This is a genomic window from Pseudorhodoplanes sinuspersici, from assembly GCF_002119765.1.
GTDB lineage: Bacteria > Pseudomonadota > Alphaproteobacteria > Rhizobiales > Xanthobacteraceae > Pseudorhodoplanes > Pseudorhodoplanes sinuspersici.
The window spans coordinates 5,815,068-5,836,176 of the sequence record NZ_CP021112.1; the positions used below are offsets into that span (position 1 = coordinate 5,815,068).

General features: G+C 60.7%; 21 protein-coding genes. 15 read left to right on the forward strand and 6 right to left on the reverse strand.

The window, feature by feature from the left end:
* The first annotated feature begins 66 nt into the window (after positions 1 to 66).
* The 4 genes from CAK95_RS28210 to CAK95_RS28225 all read left to right on the forward strand — a co-directional run bounded on the left by CAK95_RS28210 (position 67) and on the right by CAK95_RS28225 (position 4,486).
* Positions 67 to 1,257, forward strand: a complete 1,191-nt coding sequence (locus tag CAK95_RS28210; protein WP_086090986.1) for an alpha-hydroxy acid oxidase — start codon at positions 67 to 69, stop codon at positions 1,255 to 1,257.
* 133 nt (positions 1,258 to 1,390) lie between these two features.
* On the forward strand, positions 1,391 to 2,005 hold the full coding sequence (locus CAK95_RS28215; RefSeq protein WP_183044198.1) for a TetR/AcrR family transcriptional regulator: 615 nt from the start codon (positions 1,391 to 1,393) through the stop codon (positions 2,003 to 2,005).
* A gap of 86 nt (positions 2,006 to 2,091) precedes the next feature.
* Positions 2,092 to 2,952, forward strand: a complete 861-nt coding sequence (locus CAK95_RS28220; RefSeq protein WP_086090987.1) for a DMT family transporter — start codon at positions 2,092 to 2,094, stop codon at positions 2,950 to 2,952.
* Positions 2,953 to 3,295: 343 nt separating this feature from the next.
* Positions 3,296 to 4,486, forward strand: a complete 1,191-nt coding sequence (locus tag CAK95_RS28225) for a D-alanyl-D-alanine carboxypeptidase/D-alanyl-D-alanine-endopeptidase (RefSeq protein ID WP_086090988.1) — start codon at positions 3,296 to 3,298, stop codon at positions 4,484 to 4,486.
* A 186-nt stretch (positions 4,487 to 4,672) separates the two neighbouring features.
* Here CAK95_RS28225 and CAK95_RS28230 read toward each other — a convergent pair whose 3' ends face one another.
* Together CAK95_RS28230 and CAK95_RS28235 are read right to left on the reverse strand one after the other, a co-directional pair.
* Entirely contained in the window at positions 4,673 to 5,641 is a 969-nt protein-coding gene (locus tag CAK95_RS28230) for a Bug family tripartite tricarboxylate transporter substrate binding protein (protein WP_086090989.1), read from the reverse strand.
* 72 nt (positions 5,642 to 5,713) lie between these two features.
* Positions 5,714 to 6,700: a dihydrodipicolinate synthase family protein gene (locus CAK95_RS28235; RefSeq protein WP_198343777.1), complete on the reverse strand. Its 987-nt coding sequence runs from the start codon at positions 6,698 to 6,700 to the stop codon at positions 5,714 to 5,716.
* A 140-nt stretch (positions 6,701 to 6,840) separates the two neighbouring features.
* Here CAK95_RS28235 and CAK95_RS28240 point away from each other — a divergent pair, with 140 nt between their 5' ends.
* The 4 genes from CAK95_RS28240 to CAK95_RS28255 all read left to right on the forward strand — a co-directional run bounded on the left by CAK95_RS28240 (position 6,841) and on the right by CAK95_RS28255 (position 10,758).
* Positions 6,841 to 7,788 (forward strand): LysR family transcriptional regulator, encoded by a 948-nt coding sequence (locus CAK95_RS28240; RefSeq protein ID WP_086090990.1) that lies wholly within the window; start codon positions 6,841 to 6,843, stop codon positions 7,786 to 7,788.
* A 107-nt stretch (positions 7,789 to 7,895) separates the two neighbouring features.
* Positions 7,896 to 8,477: a Spy/CpxP family protein refolding chaperone gene (locus tag CAK95_RS28245; protein WP_086090991.1), complete on the forward strand. Its 582-nt coding sequence runs from the start codon at positions 7,896 to 7,898 to the stop codon at positions 8,475 to 8,477.
* Between the two features lie 275 nt (positions 8,478 to 8,752).
* Positions 8,753 to 9,439: a response regulator gene (locus CAK95_RS28250; protein ID WP_086090992.1), complete on the forward strand. Its 687-nt coding sequence runs from the start codon at positions 8,753 to 8,755 to the stop codon at positions 9,437 to 9,439.
* Between the two features lie 80 nt (positions 9,440 to 9,519).
* On the forward strand, positions 9,520 to 10,758 hold the full coding sequence (locus CAK95_RS28255) for a sensor histidine kinase (RefSeq protein WP_086090993.1): 1,239 nt from the start codon (positions 9,520 to 9,522) through the stop codon (positions 10,756 to 10,758).
* Positions 10,759 to 10,811: 53 nt separating this feature from the next.
* On the opposite strand, the gene CAK95_RS28260 is transcribed toward CAK95_RS28255, so the two are convergent.
* Positions 10,812 to 11,711 carry a LysR family transcriptional regulator gene (locus tag CAK95_RS28260; protein ID WP_086090994.1) on the reverse strand — a complete coding sequence of 300 codons (900 nt, stop codon included), beginning with the start codon at positions 11,709 to 11,711 and terminating at the stop codon, positions 10,812 to 10,814.
* A gap of 123 nt (positions 11,712 to 11,834) precedes the next feature.
* On the opposite strand from CAK95_RS28260, the gene CAK95_RS28265 reads away from it, so the two are divergent.
* The gene (locus tag CAK95_RS28265) at positions 11,835 to 12,047 is read left to right on the forward strand and encodes a tautomerase family protein (RefSeq protein WP_086090995.1); all 213 of its coding nucleotides are present in this window, start codon (positions 11,835 to 11,837) and stop codon (positions 12,045 to 12,047) included.
* 70 nt (positions 12,048 to 12,117) lie between these two features.
* Positions 12,118 to 12,858, forward strand: coding sequence for an SDR family oxidoreductase (locus CAK95_RS28270; RefSeq protein ID WP_086090996.1), 741 nt, complete (start codon positions 12,118 to 12,120; stop codon positions 12,856 to 12,858).
* Positions 12,859 to 12,928: 70 nt separating this feature from the next.
* On the opposite strand, the gene CAK95_RS28275 is transcribed toward CAK95_RS28270, so the two are convergent.
* Together CAK95_RS28275 and cnbZ are read right to left on the reverse strand one after the other, a co-directional pair.
* Positions 12,929 to 13,924, reverse strand: coding sequence for a Bug family tripartite tricarboxylate transporter substrate binding protein (locus CAK95_RS28275; protein ID WP_157699785.1), 996 nt, complete (start codon positions 13,922 to 13,924; stop codon positions 12,929 to 12,931).
* Positions 13,925 to 13,934: 10 nt separating this feature from the next.
* On the reverse strand, positions 13,935 to 14,687 hold the full coding sequence (cnbZ, locus tag CAK95_RS28280) for a 2-amino-5-chloromuconate deaminase CnbZ (RefSeq protein WP_086090998.1): 753 nt from the start codon (positions 14,685 to 14,687) through the stop codon (positions 13,935 to 13,937).
* A gap of 314 nt (positions 14,688 to 15,001) precedes the next feature.
* On the opposite strand from cnbZ, the gene CAK95_RS28290 reads away from it, so the two are divergent.
* From CAK95_RS28290 to CAK95_RS28310, 5 genes are all read left to right on the forward strand, one after another.
* Positions 15,002 to 15,868, forward strand: coding sequence for an enoyl-CoA hydratase-related protein (locus CAK95_RS28290; protein ID WP_086091000.1), 867 nt, complete (start codon positions 15,002 to 15,004; stop codon positions 15,866 to 15,868).
* Between the two features lie 130 nt (positions 15,869 to 15,998).
* Positions 15,999 to 17,180, forward strand: a complete 1,182-nt coding sequence (locus CAK95_RS28295) for an MFS transporter (protein WP_086091001.1) — start codon at positions 15,999 to 16,001, stop codon at positions 17,178 to 17,180.
* A 133-nt stretch (positions 17,181 to 17,313) separates the two neighbouring features.
* Complete coding sequence (locus CAK95_RS28300; RefSeq protein WP_086091002.1) at positions 17,314 to 17,775, forward strand: CBS domain-containing protein; 462 nt, start codon at positions 17,314 to 17,316, stop codon at positions 17,773 to 17,775.
* 55 nt (positions 17,776 to 17,830) lie between these two features.
* Positions 17,831 to 18,286: an acyl-CoA thioesterase gene (locus CAK95_RS28305; RefSeq protein ID WP_086091713.1), complete on the forward strand. Its 456-nt coding sequence runs from the start codon at positions 17,831 to 17,833 to the stop codon at positions 18,284 to 18,286.
* Between the two features lie 163 nt (positions 18,287 to 18,449).
* Complete coding sequence (locus CAK95_RS28310) at positions 18,450 to 19,148, forward strand: hypothetical protein (RefSeq protein ID WP_183044199.1); 699 nt, start codon at positions 18,450 to 18,452, stop codon at positions 19,146 to 19,148.
* Between the two features lie 518 nt (positions 19,149 to 19,666).
* On the opposite strand, the gene CAK95_RS28315 is transcribed toward CAK95_RS28310, so the two are convergent.
* On the reverse strand, positions 19,667 to 21,100 hold the full coding sequence (locus CAK95_RS28315; RefSeq protein ID WP_086091003.1) for a hypothetical protein: 1,434 nt from the start codon (positions 21,098 to 21,100) through the stop codon (positions 19,667 to 19,669).
* Between the last annotated feature and the right edge of the window lie 9 nt (positions 21,101 to 21,109).

Here is a 21,109-nt window from a genome sequence, read left to right on the forward strand (position 1 = left end):
TTCCCGCGCATTTTCCGCTCGCGTACGGATATGCTAAGCGAGAACTTGATAAAACGGATACTGCTAATGACCCCGATCACCTGCATTGAAGACCTGCGCCAGCTTGCCGAGCGCCGCGTGCCGCGCGCCTTTTTCCAGTATGTCGATTCAGGTTCCTATGCCGAAGAGACGTTCCGCGCCAACCGGACCGACATGGAGCGGGTGAAGCTGCGCCAGCGCGTGCTGGTGAATGTCGACCAGCGCGATCACTCCACAACCATCGTCGGTCAGAAAGCCTCTCTGCCGATCGCGCTGGCGCCCATCGGACTGTGCGGCATGCAGCACGGCAATGGTGAAATTCTCGCGGCGCAGGCGGCGAACGAAGCCGGCATTCCGTTCTGCATGTCGACGATGTCGATCTGCTCGATCGAGCAGGTCGCCGAAGCAACCAAAAAGCCGTTCTGGTTTCAGGTCTATGTGATCCGCGACCGCGGCTTCATCGAAGACCTGATCTCGCGGGCGAAAGCCGCCAATTGCTCGGCTCTTGTTCTCACCGTCGATCTGCAGGTGCTCGGCCAGCGCCATCGCGACATCAAGAACGGCATGACCGTGCCGCCGCAGATCAAGCTGTCGAACATCATCGACATGGCGACCAAGCCGCGCTGGGCCATGAGCATGGCCAATGCCAAGAGTCGCACCTTCGGCAATCTCGCCGGTCACGTGAAGGGCATGGACAGCGTCAATTCGCTCGCGCAATGGACCAACAGCCAGTTCGATCCGACGCTGAGCTGGAAGGACGTCGAGTGGATCCGCAAATTGTGGCCGGGCAAGCTGATCCTGAAAGGCATTCTCGATACCGAGGATGCGAAGCTTGCGTGCAAGACCGGCGCCGATGCCATCGTCGTCTCCAATCACGGCGGCCGTCAGCTCGACGGTGCCGCGTCGTCGATTTCGATGCTGCCGAAGATCGCCGATGCGATCGGCTCGGAGATGGAAATCATGTTCGACGGCGGCATCCGCTCGGGCCAGGACCTGATGCGCGCGCTCGCGCTCGGCGCCAAGAGTTGCCTGATCGGCCGCGCCTATATCTATGGGCTTGGCGCGATGGGCGGCGCCGGCGTCAGCAAGGCGATCGAGATCATCCGCAAGGAGCTCGACATCACCATGGCGCTGACCGGCGTCACCAAGATCGCCGATATCGATCGCCGCGTGCTCGCCACCGAAACGGTACCGGAAGAAACGCATGTGCTCGATATGGCGGAGCGGAAGACGGCGTGAGGCGCTGGATGTTCCTTCCATGAACTGTGGTCGTCGCCGCGAAGGCGAAGGACGACTGAGTAAATAACTGGAAGTGAATTTTGACCCAAAGCGGCCACTTTCAATTCAAGACCGATTGGTCTATATATCCTCAATGAGCCGCCAAACCCCGGTGCAATCGGCCCGTGGCCGCCCCCGAAGTTTCGACACGGACGCAGCTGTCGAACGCGCGATGCATGTGTTCTGGTCGCGCGGCTATCACGCCACGGCGCTGCCCGACCTTCTGCGAGCGACGAAGCTCTCGCGTGGCAGCCTTTACGCCGCGTTCGGTGACAAGCACTCGCTGTTCCTGCGTGCGCTCGATCGCTATATTGCCGACGCCCTGACGCGGATGGATATCGAACTCGATCCACGCAAAGACCCGTTCGACGGCCTGCGGGCCTACCTCGCCGGCTACGTTGACCGCACCAGCGGTGCCAATGGTCGGCGCGGATGCCTGCTGGTGGCCACAGCCATGGAACTGGCTGGCCGTGATGCTGAAGTCGATCGCCGCATCGGGGGCTTTTTCAAAGCCATGGAGGGCCGGGTGGCCGCTGCACTAACCCGTGCGAAGGCGGCGGGCCAGTTGGCCGATGGTGCTGAGCCGTCAAGTGCCGCCCGCATTCTCGTTTGTTTCGTCGAGGGGCTGCGCGTGGTCGGCAAAACCGCACCCACACGGATGACCTCGCAAGCCACCGCCGACGCTCTTCTCGGCCGCTTCATCAAATAGACAATCCCAAACTGGGCAATCGCAAGGACGCAGCTGCTATGAGTGCATCCATATCTAGACCGAACGGTCTTGAAAGGAAGAATGTTATGTCCGCCATACAGATCCTCTGCGCGGTGGCAGTCCCTTTGCTCTGGGGTTATCAGTTCGTGGCCATCAAGGTCGGCGTGATGGAGTTTCCGCCTCTCTTCTTCCTCGCGCTGCGCTTCCTTGCCATCGCGCTGCTGCTCATTCCGTTCGTCAAACGGCCCACGCGTGAGCAGTTCGTCCCTGTCGCAGCGATTTCGGTTTTCCTCGGCGGGCTGAATTTCGGGCTCTTCTATGTTGGCCTTGGGCTCGGCTCGGGAAGCATGTCGGCGATCGCCTATCAACTCGCAACGCCGTTCACCGTCCTGTTGGCCTGGCCGCTGCTTTCGGAGAGGCCGTCTCTCACGACGTCCGCCGGAGTGGCGATTGCCTTCGTCGGCGTCGTCGTGTTGGCAGCGGGGCCTGGCCTGACGGCAAACTTAGCTCCGCTGTTGCTTGTGGTCGGTGCCGCCTTCGCGTTTGCGATGTCCAACGTCCTGACCAAGCGTTACGGCCCCTTTGACCCTTTGATGTTGATGGGATGGTCGTCGCTGCTGACGGTGCCGCAAGTCGCGGTGATGTCGCTGCTCCTTGAACAGGGACAACTGGCGAGCCTTATCACGGCGGATCAACGTGGTTGGCTGGCCCTCGCCTACACGATTTTCATCGGAGGAATTGTCGGGTTTGGCCTTTGGTTCTGGTTGATCGCCCGTTGCTCCATGAATCGCGTCGCACCATTCGGCCTGCTGCTTCCGGTATTCGCCGTGATGTCGAGCGTGTTGTTCCTTGGCGAGCAGATGACTCCAAAGTTGATTGTCGGTGGGCTGCTCGCGATCTCCGGGGTTGCCATCACACAAGTAAGATCGGGCGCCCGGCCAGTTTGAACTTGGAAGTCGCATCGTAGCGACTTCCGAGTTTGCACGACGCAAGGAGCCGACATCACCATGGCGCTGACCGGCGTCACCAAGATCGCCGATATCGACCGCCGCGGTGCTCGCCACCGAAACGATCCCGGAAGAAACGCATGTGCTGGACATGGCCGAGCGGAAGACGGCCTGAGGCGGGTTGTCTAGTTTTTTCCATAAATAAAAGCGGTCGTCCTCGCGCAGGCGAGGACCTATATTCCAGAGCGGTGGCTATGGGTCCCCGCTTTCGCGGGGACGACAAAAATCAATTTCGCGGGGCGACACACCAAGTAGATCACGCATCAAAATAAGTAGGTCACGTATGAAGTTTGCTTTGCTCGCCCTCGCTTTGCTCCTCTTCCCCGCCACCGCGTTCGCCGGCGTCAAGGAGGTCAGCGAGAAAGTCGCGTCCCTTGCGCCGCAGGCGGTGGTGCTGGTGATGGACGCCAGGAACAACGAGCTGGTGGCCCAGAACGCGGATGAACCTTTCATCCCGGCTTCCGTGACGAAGATCGTGACCGCCTGGCTGGCGATGGAGGTCCTTGGCGGCGACTATCGCTTCGAGACCCGCTTCTACCTCGACGACAAGCGCATGCTTTACATTCGCGGCGGCGGCGATCCATTCCTGATTTCGGAGGAGCTGGCCCAGATCGCAAAGAAGCTGGTCGCAGTCATCGGCAAGAAGCCGATCACCGGCATCGTGCTGGACGCGAGCTATTATCCTTCGGACCTGCGCATCCCCGGCATCGAGGAGACCGGCGAAGCCTACAACGCGCTGAACTCGGCGCTGGCGGTGAATTTCAACACCGTCAATGCCGTGCGCAAAGGCGACACGGTGCGCTCCGCCGAAAAGCAAACGCCGATCACGCCTCTTGCGATCAAAGAATTCCTCCAGCGCGGCCCCAAAGGGAAAGGCCGCATCAGCCTGACCCAGGATCCGGCAGTGAGTTTGCAATATGCCGGCGAACTGATCGCAGCGTTCATCGAACGCGCCGGCGGCAGCGTGAAGGGCGGCATCTCGACCGACGCCGTGCCTGAAGATCTGAAGCCGGTCTACATTCACCGGCAGTCGCGGCCGCTCTCGAAAATCCTCGTCGAGTTGCTCAAGGTCTCGAACAACTACATCTCCAATCAGGTCTTTCTTGAAATCGGTGCACACCGCTTCGGCGGGCCGGCCAGCCTCGAAAAGTCGCTGAAAGTCGCGAACGAGATGCTCGCCGCGCACGGCCTCTCGGCCGACATCCATCTCGAAGAGGGCTCCGGCATCAGCCGCAACAACCGCTTCACCGCCCGCGGCCTCGCCAAAGTGCTGGCGCTGTTTGCACCTCACGCCAATCTCCTCCGCGGTCATGACGGCGGCATGAACAAGACCGGCACCATGGACGGGGTCAGCACGCTCGCGGGCTATGCCGACACCAAGAGCCACGGACGCGTGCGTTTCGTGATCTCGCTCAAGAGCAATGACGGTTCGATGCGGTTCAAGCTGCTGCGGGCGATCGAGGCGGGGCTGTAAGCGGAATGTCGTTCACCGCGTCGCGGCATCGCTCGCGCAAGTTCGCTGGAGCGCTTTTCGGCTTTGATGGAACAACGCCGAGGCTCCAGCTTCTTGTTTTGATGCGTTTTCCTCACGCGAACCGGCCGTCGCTGGACAAAGCCGGCTATGGCCTGCGAAGGCGACACCACTTCGCTCGAAAACGCGCTAGTTCTGCATCGGGATGTTTGAGTCCTTCACGATCTTCGCGTATTTCGCAACATCATCCTTGAACTTCTGCGCGAAAACTTCCGGTTCATTCGCAACGGGCTCCGCCACAAAGGCCTTCAGCCGCTCGCGCACATCGGGAGCGCTGAGCGCCTTCTTCGTTTCCTGATAAATACGCTGCACAATGTCGCGTGGCGTATTGGCTGGCACAAAGAACCCCTGCCAGCTGCCGGTATCGAACCCGGAAACGCCCTGCTCCGCTATGGTCGGAAGATCCGGCATGGCTTTGGATCGCTGTGCCGTCGTCACGGCCAAGCCCTTGACCAGTTTGTTTTCGACATTCGCCCGTCCTGTAGCAACCGGCACGATGGCGATATCGACTTCGCCCGCAATGAGGGCTGTATTCAATGGCGCATCACCGCGATAGGGCACTGCCGCGATGTTCATATTCGTTGCGTTCTTGAGCATCTCCATTGAAAGATGCAACGGGTTGCCCACGCCGGTCGAACCGTAGTTTAAACTGCCGGGCTTTTGCTTCGCCAGGGCAACCAGGTCTTTCAACGAATCGACCGACAGCTTGTTGGAGGCGATCAGCAGCAACGGAGACTCGATGAGTTGAGTCACCGGAATGAAGTCCTTCATCACATCGAATGGCAGCATGCGATAAAGTGAAGGGCTGATGGCATGGCCATTCGTGGTCAGCAGAATGGTATAGCCATCGGGCGCGGCGCGGGCGACGGTCTCTGCCGCCAGATTTCCGCCGGCCCCCGGCTTGTTCTCGATCACGACCGGCTGGCCGAACGATTCGGACATCTTCTGCCCGACGATGCGCGCGACGCTATCGACTGCCCCGCCAGCGGCGAACGGCACAACGATACGCACGGGCTGGCTCGGATAAGTCTGCGCGCCGGCACTCTCGAACGCGAATGCGCCCAGAATGCATGCAAGGGCGAAATACGCTCTCATCATGTTTGTCTCCCTGGTTTGGTTTTTACGTCCCGGCCTTGTTCGGCCGGGTTATGTCGCAGAAGGGCAGCGGTCTCACGCCGCGACGCGCGTCTCCTTCATCTCGATCACATCAAGATTGAGGTTCTTCAAAAGCCGGTAGATCGTGTCGATCTCTTCCTGCTTCGGCTTCGGCATCGGCGCGCGCATGAACGGATTGGGGATCAGGCCGCGCAGCCAGGTCGCTGTCTTATAACGGATATGCAGCCGTCCCATGTCGGCAATGTATTCGTGCAACTCACATAATCCGCCGTTCCAGATCGCGCAGGCCTTGTCGATGTCGCGTGCGTCCCATGCATCGAGATGATCGAGCATGGGCTCCTTGGCAAAGGTCCAGAAGCCGCTCAATGTGCCGTCGAACATTCCCGTCGCCTTGTATTCGTGGAAACGCGACGCGAGAGCACCCATCACGGCGACAGGGCGATCAAGGCCGCGCAGTTCCTTCGCTATGATGCGGAACCCGTCATACATATAGGTCATCTTCCAGCCGACGACGTTTTTCACCTCACGGCAGATGCGCAATGTCGCGGCCAGCGGCAGACCGGGATAGAACGGTGGCTTGGCGCCGCCGACCGGGTGCGTGACAATGGGAAGATCGACCGCGCGATCCTGCGCGATGATCTGATCGAGCCAGATTTCCGGATAGCCGTCCGCATCCCAGCAAGAGGTGACATCTTGGGCGCCGCCGGGCGGGGTGACGAAAATGCCATCGACACCGAGAGCCTTGCAGTCCCTGGCGGTCGCAACGGTTTCATCGGTGGTCAGCGCCCAGGTGCCGGCGATGATCGGAAGTTTGCCGTGCGCCTCCTCCATCGCGATCTCCAGCACGCGGCGCTTTTCCTCGCGCGAGAGATAGAAGATCTCGCCGGCTTCCGGATTGATGCAAAGACCGCCTTCACGCGCAAAGCGCGGATCGTCGGCGAAATAACGCACATAGCGACGATAGGCCTGCTCATCGATCTTGAAGGATTTGTCGAAAGGCAACAGGACCGCGACATAGCGGCGATGGCCGATGGTGGTCATTGCAACCTCCCACATTTCGTTTTTTGGGGACGCGGACGGCCCGTCGTCCATTCAGCACCAGTGATATTGGCTTCTCATATAAATGCAATTTCGTTATATTCATTTATATATGAATCTCATTTATATGCTCGGGCCTGCCGATGAACTTGAATGCGGTCGATCTCAATCTTCTTGTTGCCTTTGACGCGCTTGTCACCGAGCGCAGCGTATCGCGCGCTGCCGGAAAACTGGGCGTAACCCAGCCGGCGGTCAGTCATGCGCTGAAGCGCCTGCGTCATCTGTTCAAGGACGAGATTCTGACACGCGGCCCGCATGGCATGCAGCCAACCGGACACGCTCTGTCACTCCATCCGGGAATTCAATCGGTGCTCGCGGATATCCGGTCGATGGTCAGCACGGGAACCGTGTTCGATCCGGCAACGACATCACGCACATTCCGCCTGTCGATGAGCGACGCGATGAGCGTCGAAGCGCTGCCGTTGATTGTCAGCCGGGTGCGGCGCGAAGCCCCCAACATCGACTTCGTGATCAGCACATCAGGACCACAGGAATCCTGCCGCCGCATTGCCGACGATGACATCGATTTGGCGATCGGAGTCTTCCCGCATGTGCCGAAGGAGTTCCGCAGCCGTGAGCTGTATCGCGACACTCTGATCTGTGTCGCCGACAAACGAAACAAGCGGCTGAAAAACGGGCGGATGGAATTGGAAGCCTATCTGGATTCTCCGCATGTCACCGTTGCCCGTAACCGGGACACCGGCATTCAGGTCGACGAAATTCTCGATTCAATGGGGATTCCAAGGCGGATCATCGTGGCCGTCCCGCATTATCTGAGCGTGCCGTCCCTCATCCGTGGTACCGATCTCGTTGCTCACACCCGCAGGCGTCTACTGTCGGTTTTCAAGATGTCTTCGGACCTCACCGTGTTTCCTGTGCCACTGCCGATGAAAGTGCCTGAGCTGGAATTCATCCAGATTTGGCACAAGCGCTACGAGGGTGATCCCGGACATCGTTGGCTGCGTGATCTGGTGCTCGACGCGGTCCGCAAAAATCCTCCTGACAATCCGGCCGTGAAGCGACAACGCTGAACCCGCGCCTTTACAAAACTTTACACTCCGCACATTCCCCCGAAACGAGCCTCCTGCAGATTTCCGTCCGTGGCCGCAAGCCACAGTGACCTTCAGGAGAACCCCCAATGACCGACCAGCACAACGCTGATCGTCCGGAGCCGTCCCCCGCTCCGCACGTCCCCACCCCTCGCACCAAACGCGGCCGCACTCTTTTGTTCGCAACGCTCGTCGTCGCCGCAGGCCTGACCGGCGCTGCCGTGACCAAGGCCGTCAGCAATCCATTCGGTATGGGATGGCATGGCGGCGGCATGCGCGGCCATTGGGGCGGACCGCTCGATCCCGCGCAGATCGAAGACCGCGCCGACCGCATGGTCCGTCATCTTGCCGTCGAACTCGATGCCAATAATGAGCAGCAGGAGAAGCTGCGCGGCATCATGCGCGGCATGCTGAAGGACGTGATCCCGGCCCGCGACAAGGCGCAGGCCGCACGTCGTCAGGCGCGTGAATTGCTGACCCAGACCACGATCGATCGTGGCGCAATGGAAAAGCTGCGCGCCGAACAGATTGCTCTCGCCGACTCGGTGTCGAAACGCATCGTGCAGGCGCTTGGCGATGCCGCAGACATTCTGTCGCCCGAACAGCGGCGCAAGCTCAACGACCGCTTTCCGCCATTCGGCGCCGGCGGCCCTGGCTGGCGCCACGGCTAAAGCGTTTTTCGAGCGAAGTGGTCCCGGTTTTCCGGAAAGATCATGCTCGAATGAAGGGATGAATGCCGGAGTCTGATTCAACGCAATTGAAACAGACTCCCGACACCGAAATACCCTCCGGGCGATGTTGTATCCACCCACGCTTCGCCATGTTTCAGGTCCGGATCTTTCAGCCCGCTGATCCGGATGGGAGGGTTGGGTGGGGGCCTTCAATTCGTCCCCTGAATTCGACGGCCCCCACCCCACTTTGTCTGCTGATGTATTAGAATGCCGCCGTGACCGACCGTATCCTGCTCATTGAAGACGACCGGCGGCTGGCCGAGATGATTTCCAATTATCTCGGCGAAGCCGGCTTCCAGACCGCGATTGCCCCCTCCGGCGGGACCGGCATGGCGATGCATGATCGCGAACCCTTCGACATTCTTATTCTCGATCTGATGCTCCCGGACATCGACGGCCTGACCGTGTGCCGGCGCATCCGGGAAAAATCGGCAACGCCGATCCTGATGCTGACCGCGCGCGGCGATGCCATGGACCGCGTGGTCGGCCTCGAGATGGGCGCCGACGATTATCTGCCCAAGCCCTTCGAACCGCGCGAATTGCTCGCGCGTCTGCGGGCGCTCCTGCGCCGCGCACGATCGGACAAAAAGACCGAGCTGATGCGGTTCGGCCGGCTGGAGATCGACACCGCCGCGCGGCAGGTCCGCCTCGATGGCGAGGAACGTCCGCTCACCAGCTATCAGTTCGCACTGCTGCTGGCGCTTGCGGAAAATGCCGGGCGCGTGCTCTCGCGCGACACCATCATGAACCTGTTGAAGAGCGAGACGCTGGAAGCCTTCGACCGCTCCATCGATGTGCACATCTCGCGCATCCGCGCCGCGATCGAGGACGATCCGAAAAAGCCGCGGCGGGTGATCACCGTGCGCGGCGCAGGCTATGTCTTCGCCAAGGCGCAGGATTAGCGCATGATGCCGAAAAGCGCGCAACGGTTTTCGGATAGCATCATACGCCAGAAAACAACGCGTCGAGAAACAACCCACGCATGAAGCGGCTCTATCAGAAAATCTACCTGACGATCGTCGTTTCGCTGCTGATCGTCGTCATGGTGGCGGGCGGCATCTGGCGCTTCGGAACGCGGCCGGCTTCCTTTGGCGAGGGCTTTGAAGTCGCCGGCGAACTGATATCGGCGGCCATGCCGCCGGCCAACGCGACACGCGCGGCGCAGCAGCAATCGATCGACCTGTTCGCGCAGCGTCTGCGTCTCGATCTGTCGTTGTTCGACGCCAATCTTAATATCATCGCCTCGTCGGGTTCGCCGCTACCGCCGCCGACCGACCGCACGCCGGGCTGGTCGCCGGTTGCAGGCGGACCAACCTGGAGCATTCCGCTGCCGGACGGACGCTGGATCGTGGCGCGTGCGATGTCGCGGCATCGTCACCCCGCCATCGGCCTGCTGATCTTTCTCGGCACCATCGCCATCGTGGTCGCGCTTTGCGCCTATCCTGTGGTGCGCGGACTGACACGGCGGCTGGAGCGATTGCAGGAAGGCGTCGAGACGCTGGGCTCCGGCGACCTTTCCGCGCGCGTGAAGGTCGAAGGCCGTGACGAGGTGGCGCAACTCGCCGAAAGCTTCAACCATTCAGCGGCGCGGATCGAAGAGCTTGTCAACGCGCATCGGCTGCTGCTTGCGCACGCCTCACATGAAATCCGCACGCCGCTCTCGCGCATCCGGCTCGGCATCGAATTGCTGCAGCAGACGCGGGACGACAAATACAAGGCGGCGCTCGAGCAGGACATCACCGAGCTGGACGCGCTCGTCGACGACATCCTGCTGGCCAGTCGCCTCGACATCGCAAAAAGTCTGCCGACCCGCGAGAGTGTCGATCTCTTGGCGCTCGCAGCCGAGGAAGCCGCGCGTTACGAACACGCGCTGGCCGAGGGCGAGGCCATCACCATCGACGGCGACGCGCGATTGCTGCGCCAGTTGATCCGCAATCTTCTCGACAACGGCGCGCGCCATGGCGAACCGCCGGTACGCGCCAGAGTGCATCGCGATGGCGGCAACGCCCTCATCGATGTGCTCGATACCGGCCCCGGCATTCCGGCCGCCGAGCGCGAACAGGTATTCATTCCGTTCTACCGGCTGCCGGGAGACACGAAGGGATCGGGTCTTGGCCTGTCCATCGCGCGCCAGATCGCGCGGCTGCATGGCGGCGACGTCATCGTCATGCCGCAGCTCGATCACGGAAGCTGCATCCGCGTGACATTGCCGATCGTTTGATTTCAGCAGAATGTCGAAAACGCCCGTCCGGACTTGATCCGGGTCGGACACCATCATGCTCTAATCGGTGAGGCTTGAAACACCTCCGCCAGCCAATCAATAAACACCCGGATCCGCGAAGAGAGATGGCGGCTCTGCGGATAGAGCACCGACACCGGTATCGGCGGCGGTGGAAAGGCTTCCAGGATCGGCACCAATTGTCCGGCAGCGATCTGATGCTCAACGCGATAGCGTGGGACCTGTATCAGCCCCAACCCCGCCATGCCCGAAGCAGTGTAGATTTCAGCGCCTCGCACGATGACCTCGTAAGGCAAGGGGATCTCCCATTCCCGACCGTCCTTCTCGAACTCCATCGGATAGGGCTGGCCAGTCGCCGAGGCGGTATAGGCGACCATCCGATGGCCATCGAGATCGTCCGGCGTTGACGGCACGCCATGGCGCTCGAGATAAGCCGGGCTCGCCAGAGTGAGTTGTTCGAACACCGTGATGCGGCGACCGATCAGAGATGAATCGGAGAGTTCGCCCGCGCGCACGACACAATCCACGCCCTCGGTGATGAGGTCGACCATCCGGTCGCCCTCGCTGAGGTTCAGCGAAATCCCGGGATAGCGCGCGATGAACCCGGGCAGCGCGGGCAGCACGAAAAACCGTGCGATGGTCCCCTGCATATCCACCCGGAGCGGCCCCCTGGGTTCGGCATTCCTGAACACGTTCTCCACCTCGTCGAGATCCGCGAGAAGCCGAATACAGCGTTCGTGGTAGAGCGCGCCATCGAGCGTCGGCCGCACATTTCGGGTGGTCCGTTCGAGCAGCCGAACGCCGAGATCCGCCTCCAGGCGCTGGATCGCATGGGTGGCGGTGGGACGCGGGACCTGCAGGTCACGCGCGGCCTGAGCGAAGCTCCCCCGCTCAACGATCCTCACGAAAAGCCGCATGACGTCGATGCGATCCATGACCCTTCCCGTAGCCGATTGTTATGTTTTTTGAAATGGTGATGTTGAAAATGGCTTTCTACCCCTGAATTTCAAAACGGCTAATTTCGCCCCTGAGCAAACCAATCACCAGGAGGAGAGATCATGCCATTTGCCAATTTCAAGATTCCGGAGGCCGCACTGAGCCGCGCCCAGAAAGAAGAGATCGTCCATCGGACGACGGCGATGCTTGTCGAATATTTTTCGGAGGCCGCTCGCCCGCACACCATGGTTCTGATCGAGGAGGTCAAGGATGGCGGCTATGCACGCGCCGACGAGGTGTTCGTGATCCCCGAGAACTATCGAGCGAAAGAGTGATGTCCGCCGAACGCGGCCACCATCGATGCGCCATGCGGCGACGTAACAACACGACAAAGGAACAACGACAATGACTCCATCAGCGAACAGAGTCGCGATCGTCACCGGTGCGTCTCGCGGCATTGGAGCCGCCATCGCGCGGCGGCTGGCGAGGGATGGCCTCACGGTCATCGTCAACTACGCAGGCAGCGCCAACGCCGCCGCCAGGCTGGTCGACGAAATCGAGAGAGCCGGCGGTCGCGCCATCTCTTGCCAGGCCGATGTCAGCGATCCGCTAGCGGTGAAGCGGATGTTCGATTCCGCCGAAGCCACCTATGGCGGGGTCGACGTGCTGGTGAACAATGCCGGCATCATGAAGCTGGCACCCGTGGCACAGTTTGATGATGCAGCCTTCGACCAGACCATCGCGGTCAACCTCAAGGGCACGTTCAACGGGCTCCGCGAGGCAGCGAAGCGGCTGCGCGACGGCGGCCGCATCGTGAATTTCTCCACGAGTGTCGTCGGACTTTATCAGCCGACCTACGCCGTCTATGCGGCCACCAAGGCGGCGGTCGAAGCGCTGACGCATATTCTCGCGAAGGAGCTCGGATCTCGAGGCATCACCGTCAATGCCGTCGCACCCGGACCGGTCGCCACCGAGCTCTTTCTCGAAGGCAAGGACCAGGCGACGCTCGATCGCATCAAGCAGATGAACCCGCTCGGCCGCTTGGGCGAGGTCGACGACATCGCGCGCGTCGTCTCGCTGCTGGTCGGGCCGGACAGCGGCTGGATCAACGGCCAGATCGTGCGCGCGAATGGCGGCGTGGTCTGAGGCGTGGCAATCGTGAAGCACGTCATTCTCATGATCACCGCATTGTCGTAAGTCTTCTCGGCAAACCCGTTCAATCCACCTTGGCGCCGGAGAAGGCCACAACGTCTGCGTAACGCTTCATTTCCTTGGCGATGAAATCGGCGGTCTGCGCCCGCGTTGTCGCCTTCACCTCCACGCCCTGCTTCGTCAGCGCCTCTTTCACTGCCGGCAGGTTGAGCACCTCGACAAAGACGGCGTTGAGCCGGTCGAGCACGTCCGGCGGCGTGCCGCCGGGCGCAAAGTAGATAAAGCCGGAATTCGACTCGAAACCCGGATAGCCCTGTTCGGCCACGGTCTGCACGTCAGGCAGTTGCGGGGCCCGCGTCGGATGCGCCACCGCGATGGCGCGCAGCTTGCCGTCCTTCACCAGCGGGGCTGCGTTCGGCGTGTTGGCAAAGGCCATCTGGATGTTGCCGGAGATCGCGTCGGTGAGCACCTGACCCATCCCCTTGTACGGCACATGCACCATGTTGGTGCCCGACAGTTTTTTCAGTTCCTCGGTGCCGAGATGGAACGAGGTGCCGTTGCCGACCGAGCCGTAATTGATCGCGCCGGGCTTGGCGCGCGCGAGATCGAGCAGCTCCTTGAGGGTCTTGGCTGGGACATCGTTGTTGACGACGATGGTGTGCGGCGTGACGCCGGCATAGGTGATCGGCGTGAGATCCTTCAGCGAGTCATAAGGCAGCGTCTTGAACAGGCTCGGATTGATCATGAACGTGTTCGCCACCAGGAGAATGGTGTGTCCGTCCGGTGCGGACTTGGCGACGGCGCTGGTGCCGATCTGGGTGGCGCCGCCGCCACGATTGTCGATCAGCAGCGGCTGGCCAAGACGCTGGCTGATGGGCTCGGACATCGTGCGGGCGATGATGTCGGAGGTGCCGCCGGGCGCATAGGGAATGATCACGCGGATCGGCTGCGTTGGTGCCCATTGCGCTAGGGCGGGCGCAACAAACCCGGCAACAGACAAAAGCGTGGCCAAGCCCAGCGTGAACCTGCGCCCCGCAAACCGAACCGGGATCGATGTCATCGTCTGCTCCTCACATGATGAGTTCGCGTGCGGCGCCCCGTACATCCATTTCGTATTCAAGCCCGATCACCGGCGGGCGGACGTAGCTCCACACCAGTCCGCCTGTCATTGCCCCGCGCCGCGCAAGCTCCTCGCCGACAAGATGGCCGATATTCTGCACGGTATAGGCCTGTGTGGAGACGGCATCCCGCCAGCCAAATCCGAGAAGCTTGAGCCGGCGCTCCATTTCCGCGATGACGAAAGCCACTTTCTCGCGCAATCCCTCGGGAGAGGTGTCGCCGAAACGCACAATGCGGTCCTTGTATAATTCCGTTCCGGCGCGGACATCGCCGCCGCCCGACAGCATGAAGCTGCGGCGGCGGGGCTTTGCCGCAGGCACGGTATAGGTGAAGGCGAACATTGAAGGCGTAGTTGGCTCATCGTACATCGGGCAAACATTGGTCCGAGCCACCGGGTTCACACCATCCTTGTAGATGCCCCAGCGTTCGAGCGTCAGCACATATTGCTTGTTGAAATCGATGAAGCCCTGATCGGTGAATTGCGACGGCGAGCGCAGTTCACAATGGGCGAAGGCGGTGAACGGTCTGCCGATAGACGTGAGATGCTCCTCGACCTTGCCGAACGCTTCCGCGAGCGGAACGGGCGTCAGGAAGCGAACACGTTCAAGCTCAAAGCCGTCTTCGGCGGCGACACCGGCCGAGTATTGAAACACAGCCGGAATATAACGATAGCCACCCGGAACGAAAACGGCAGTGCCAGTCATAGAGACGATCTCCTGGTCTGTTGTCGTGCAAGCGACGTGCCACGAAAAGACAGATCGGGACGCGGCGCATGGACAGAGTATAGGCAGCTTCGTCAGGCCGGCGCCAATCGTGAATGCTGGCAGGCACCGCGACGTGCTCGCCCTGCCCGCTGCCCTTCATGCAGAGCAAAATTTCGCCTTTGACAGCAAAAAAGTGCATTTGTGAAAGCCGCAAATGAACATATGTCACTTTGGTCAACAGCGGGCGGGATCGTGTGATCGTGTCACCCTCGGCGGGAGCTGATGGACGACCACCACTCATTGGGAGCCCATCAATGGACCGTGACGCGACTATCGCCACTGAGGAGGCTGTAGACAGAAGCGAACCTACAACTCTGGCAGAAATATCTGTTTCCTTGAACGCAAAGCTGACGATCGAACGTCGCGGGCAGCTTGCGCTGTTCGGAATCAATCGTCCCTACATCCAGAACAGAATCGATCCAGAGACCTTCCGGGCGATGGCTAAGGCGTATTACGACTACGATCGCGATCCTTCACTGCGCGCAGCGATCCTGTTCGGCCATGGCGATCATTTCTCGCGGGGCATCGATGTAGAAGGCTTCAAGGCGCTCGCTCTAACGGGCAAACCGCTGATCAGCGGACCGGGCATGACGGATCCGCTCGCCACACATAAACCGCATCGGGCAAAACCGCTCATTGTCGCGGTACACGGCGATACCTGGAACATGGCTCACGAGCTATTTCTCGTTGCAGACGTTCGCGTCGCCGCCGCGGATACGAATTTCGGTCAAGACGAGTGCACGCACGGACGCTTCCCGGGCGGCGGCGCGACGATCCGCTTCGTTCGTGAAGCGGGCTGGGGCAATGCAATGCGCTACATCCTTACTGGAGATCATTGGACGGCCCAAGAGGCCTATCGCATGGGAACGATTCAGGAGATCGCCGACACAGCCCAATCGGCGCTCGAGCGCGCCGTCGATCTCGGGAACAGGATTGCCGCCTGTGGGCCACTGGGGATCGGCGCGTCGTTGGCGTCCGCCCATTCGGCGATCGATTCCGGCGAGGAAGGAGCTCTGTCGCAACTTGAAGAGCAATATAGCGCGCTCTATCGCACCAAGGATTTCCTCGAAGGAAGAGCTGCTGAGGCGGAGGGTCGCAAGCCGGTGTATCACGGCAACTGATCGGGGATGCGGCTACGCATCGCTCAAATCCTCATAGCGCCCGCGGCGCCGGGTCGCATGACGAAAACGCGTCAGAGCAATAAGCGCGGAGCATTGGAATCGGGCCCAGCGTTGGTCTATTTTCGCCCGCATGCATGCCGGTGCCCGCGGTCCCTTCCTTACAGTCGTCTGTCTTGGCATCGTCCAGATTCTCGCCTGGGGCTCGTCGTTTTATTTTCCGGCCGTTCTCGCAGCGCCGATCGTCGCCGATACCGGCTGGCCCTTGTCATGGGTGGTCGGCGGCGTGTCGATCGGGCTGTTGATTGGCGGGCTGATCTCGCCGCAAGTCGGCAAGCTGATCGAACGGCATGGCGGCCGGCCCATCCTCGCCGCGAGTTCAATACTGTTCGCATGCGGACTGGCCGCGATCGGCCTTGCACCAGCGCTGCCCTATTATCTTGCCGGATGGGTCGTCGTCGGCCTTGGCATGGGAACGGGACTTTACGACGCGGTGTTTGCTGCGCTCGGCAAGCTCTACGGACAGGCCGCGCGCGGACCGATCACCAATCTGACCTTGTTCGGCGGTTTCGCTTCGACCGTCTGCTGGCCGCTCAGCGCCTTTCTGGTCGAGAGCGTCGGCTGGCGCGCGACCTGCCTTGTCTATGCCGCTTTGCATCTCGTCATCGCCTTGCCGCTGCAGCTTTACGCCATGAGCGCGACCGCGAAGCCGGATGATGCGGCTGCGGCCACACCTGAGATTGCGACCAAGACAACGAAAGTCGCCGCACACGAGACATCCATTCTGGTTCTGCTGGCGCTGATCCTGTCGATCGCCGCCGGCATCGGCTCGATCGTCGTTGTGCATCTTCTGATCTTCCTGCAGGCGCGCGGCATGGACTTTGCCGCCGCCGTCGCGCTCGGCACTTTGTTCGGGCCGGCGCAGGTCGGCGCGCGCATCTTCGAAAGCCTGTTCGGCCGCCGTTATCATCCGATCTGGACACTCGCCGCCTCGGTCTCGCTGATGGCGATCGGCCTCATGATGCTGATGACCAGTTGGAGCATCGTCCTGCTTGCGGTGGTCCTGTATGCGGCCGGCTACGGCATCTCATGGATCGCCCGCGGCACGCTGCCGCTGACGTTGTTCGGCGCGGCGCGGTTTCCGCGGCTGATGGGCAAGATCGCGATGCCGAGCCTGATCGTGCAGGCCTTGGCGCCGGCCGCCGGGGCGCTGTCGATCGAACGCTTCGGCACGCAATGGACCATCGCCGCGCTGGCGCTGTTCGCCGTCATCAATGTGGCGCTGATGGTAGCGCTCTCCTTTCGCCGGTCCTGACACTTAAAATTGAATCGCGGCCGCGCGCCGGAACGTCGGCAAGCGCCATGCGTTCCCCGCCAAGGCGGGAGCGAAACCATGGGCGGGAAAAGCCGTGCACAGCAATTGATCGCGCAAAAACGGAGGCAAAGCCATGGAAGTCAGCGAAGTCATGACGACCAATGTGAAACTCGTCAGCCCTGACCAATCCGTCGCGCAGGCCGCGCGCATGATGCAGGACCTCGATGTCGGCCTTCTGCCGGTGGCCGAGAATGACCGCCTTGTCGGCATGATCAGCGACCGCGACATCGCCATTCGCGCGGTCGGCGCCAATAAATCGCCGGACACGCCGGTCCGCGAGGTGATGAGCAAGGAAGTGCTGTATTGCTACGAGACCGACGAGGTCGAAGCCGCGGCCCAGAACATGGCCGACATCAAGGTCCGCCGGCTGCCGGTGCTCAGCCAGCAGAAGCGCCTCGTCGGCATCGTCTCGCTCGGCGATCTCGCCGTGATCGACGGCCCCGACAATGCCGGCGAAGCCCTGTGCGGCATTTCCGAACCCGGCGGCGCGCATTCGCAATCGCGCGACGGCGGCCGCAGCCCGACATTATTCTAGGCGCATTATTCTAGGCGCATTGTCTTTTGCCTGTGTCATGGCTTCAATGGACGCCATGACACAGAGACTTGCGACACCAAGACCTGCGCCGCACGCCCGCTCCGCCTACCCGCACCATCGCGCGATCGCAACGCGCTGGATGGACAACGACGTCTACGGCCACGTCAACAACGTGACCTATTATTCCTATTTCGACACCATCGTGAACGGCTACCTGATCGAACGCGGCGCGCTCGATATCGCAAAGAGCCCCGTCATCGGCCTCGTGGTCGAAACGCAATGCCATTACTTCAAGCCGGTCTCGTTTCCCGACACCCTCACCGGCGCCTTGCGCGTCGCGCATCGCGGCACATCGAGCGTGCGCTACGAGATCGGCCTGTTCCGCGAGGACGACGACCTCGCCTCAGCGCAGGGCCATTTCGTGCATGTCTATGTCGATCGCGTCAGCGGCCGCCCGGTCGCCCTGCCGGAGGAATTGCAGCGCGCACTGGCGGGGTTGGTCATGCCTTGAGCGGAGCCAAAAACTCCGCTCGTCCCCGCGAAGGCGGGGACCCAGGGCCACAATCGCAAGCATTCATGCCCTTGGCTTTCTGGGTCCCCGCTTTCGCGGGGACGAACGGTGGATGGGCCCCCACTTATCCCCCCTCTCCTCCACGCCGCTATAATTCCGCGCCATGCGCAATCCCCTCTTCCGCCCCGCCATCGCCCGCCTCCGGGTCACCCCCGAGGATCCCTTCGCCACCAACGGGCCGCGCCCGAAAACCTCACGCCGGCCGCACACCGATGCCAAGGTCGCAAGCGTCCGCAAGCTGGTCGAGGAGACGACGCTGACCTATGGCGAAATCGAAGCCAAGACCGGCGTCGGCCGGGCCTCGATCTGCCGCTGGACGCGCGATCATGGCTGGGTGCGTCCGCTGTTCGCGCCGCGCGCGACCGACACCGTGCCGCGCGCGAGAGCCTCGGCGAAGCTGAAGCGCCGCCTGCTCGCGCAGCGGCTCTCGGCGCTGGCCGAGCGCACCGTGCATGAGCTTGAAACAAGCGCGGACATCGATCTGGAAAAGCTTGCGCAGGCGCTGATGCTGATGCGCATGATCAAGCTCGCCGCCCGCCCGAAGCGGCGGCGGAGCGGCAATGCGCGCGCCCTCCAGGGCGCGGAGCGCACCGCGCTCGATTACGAGGATGTACACACCATCCTCGCGCGCTTGCGCTCAGCCGGCGTCGATCCGCAGCAGGCGCCGGAGGTGGCGGTGAAGGATTTCATCGACGCCCATCTTCCCCCGCGCGACGACGAGCGGCACTTCCGCGCCCGCGGCGGCCACAAGTCGCGGCGCGTCAAGGCGCATGCACGGTTGCTGGAGCGGGAGCGGCGTTGAGGCGCACGCGCGGCGATGAGGCCTCCTCTTTCCCCGTTCGTCCCCGCGAAGGCGGGGACTCAGAAGCTACACAGTAACGGCGCCAAGGTGATGAGCGCAAATTGTCAACTGAGCGGATCAGAGTCTGGACAGAGCCCACAGTCTCTGTGCTCATCGCTTAGCTTGATCAGGGTTGTGTGTCCACATTTCAAACAAATAGACGCCTTCATCCCAACCGGAACGAAAATTGGATTCGGTTTGATCGGTGGCCAACCAGACTTTTCTGGGGGGACGAAGCGGACCTCCCATTGATCATTCTCATTCTTCCGAACGGAGTAACCGTTCTTTCTTAGCGATTCTTTGTTCGCGTGCCAGACTTCCCAAAACCCTGGCTTAACAGGCCCCCACTTCCCATGCCGCGGCGCCCATTTTGGCTTTGACATTGTATTGGTCAACCAGAACAGAATAGCCTGTTGCACAATGGAGGATTAGGAGCTCTCTTCGAGAAGGGCACAATTGTGACGGGTTGATGTGGACTGTCATACTTTTGGAAGTGGCGTATCGATTAGCGGCAACGCCGGTTCAGCCTCGTACTTCGCGAGTTCCGCCTTCACAGCATTTTCGGCATCAAAGAACATTTGGTCGGCGTTAGGCTGTATGAGCGTGCGGTTGATTGCCTGCTCAACAGTCTCCATTGTAACCACCCGAATTCCAAGCCTTCCAGCTGCCTCCATATCCGGCTTCACCTCGGCAACAGTTTTGGACGTCACGATCATCGGAAGGACACGCTGATACGTGTTGTTCGATGCGGCTAGGCTGCGCCTGACAGCCTCGGCCCGCGCATGAAGAAGTGCCAGTTTGTTTTCCGCTTTAAGCAAACCAGTCGTACATTCTACAACCAAGAAATGCCCGGCCGGACTAACAGCGATTAGGTCCGCCGCATCACGCGTTCTGGGCATTCCGCCTAGATGAACGACGCTAAAACCCAACATCCACATTATCCACGCAACTGCCGGTTCGAGTTGTCGCGCATCCTGTCCACGCATTGATGCGTTTCTGATCATGCCTTCGAGCGCTTCTAACTTAGGATCAAAAGCTTCATAAACCGCACGTCGAGAGTTCTGAGATCTCTCGGGGTCACCGACCCACTGATGGTGCAAAGCACAACCGTCATAGCTAACAACGCAGTTGATTACGGCCGCAGGAGGCACCTGGACTTCGGTACGACCTCGCTTGAGCGCACCGTCGTTAGTCCACACCATGCTCGCCCCTTCGACGGTCTTTCGTTCAGTCGGCAATGCGGGATTATAGACCCTATATCCAAGCTTGACTTTCTCAGAATCAAGTCCACTGGCAACAACAACACCGAGAACAGCCGTGGAGCCACTGACCTTTGAATCTTGCATATCGATTGCTGCAACATTAAACGCAATGATCTCTATCGTCGAAGTTGCGACTGAAATTGACCCAAAACCGAGCTCTGTCGCCAGTTCTTGTAAGCCGTCATAAGGCGGCGTTGCCGATTTGACTTCCCAGTCAATATTTGGTTGCGCAATTGTGACCGGACCAGCCATCAGGCGCAGCACACTAGTGCGGTTCTGATTTTGCAGCCCGTCAGGATGGAACGGCATATAGCTAACGGCGTAGTCACCATTTTGTATCGCAACAAAATGCAAGTCGCCGTCTGGCGTAGTGATTTTTCCGGTCAGCAGCTGGGCGACAAACGCTCTCATATCGAGCTTGAGCTCTGACAATTGATAACGTCCGGCCCGAACATTCGGTGACTGGAAAATGTAAGTCGGCATTTTTGGATCAATCGAGTTCAAGAATAGACGGCCTTGAACAATAACAAATCGATCTTCAGATCGGATGGCTACAAAATTGAATGCAACATGTGCGTAGCCCGCTTCGTAGCGGGCAACTTCTGCAAAAAAATCATCAACAAACTTCTGATGAACCGGGAAAAGAGGCATGGCAATGTT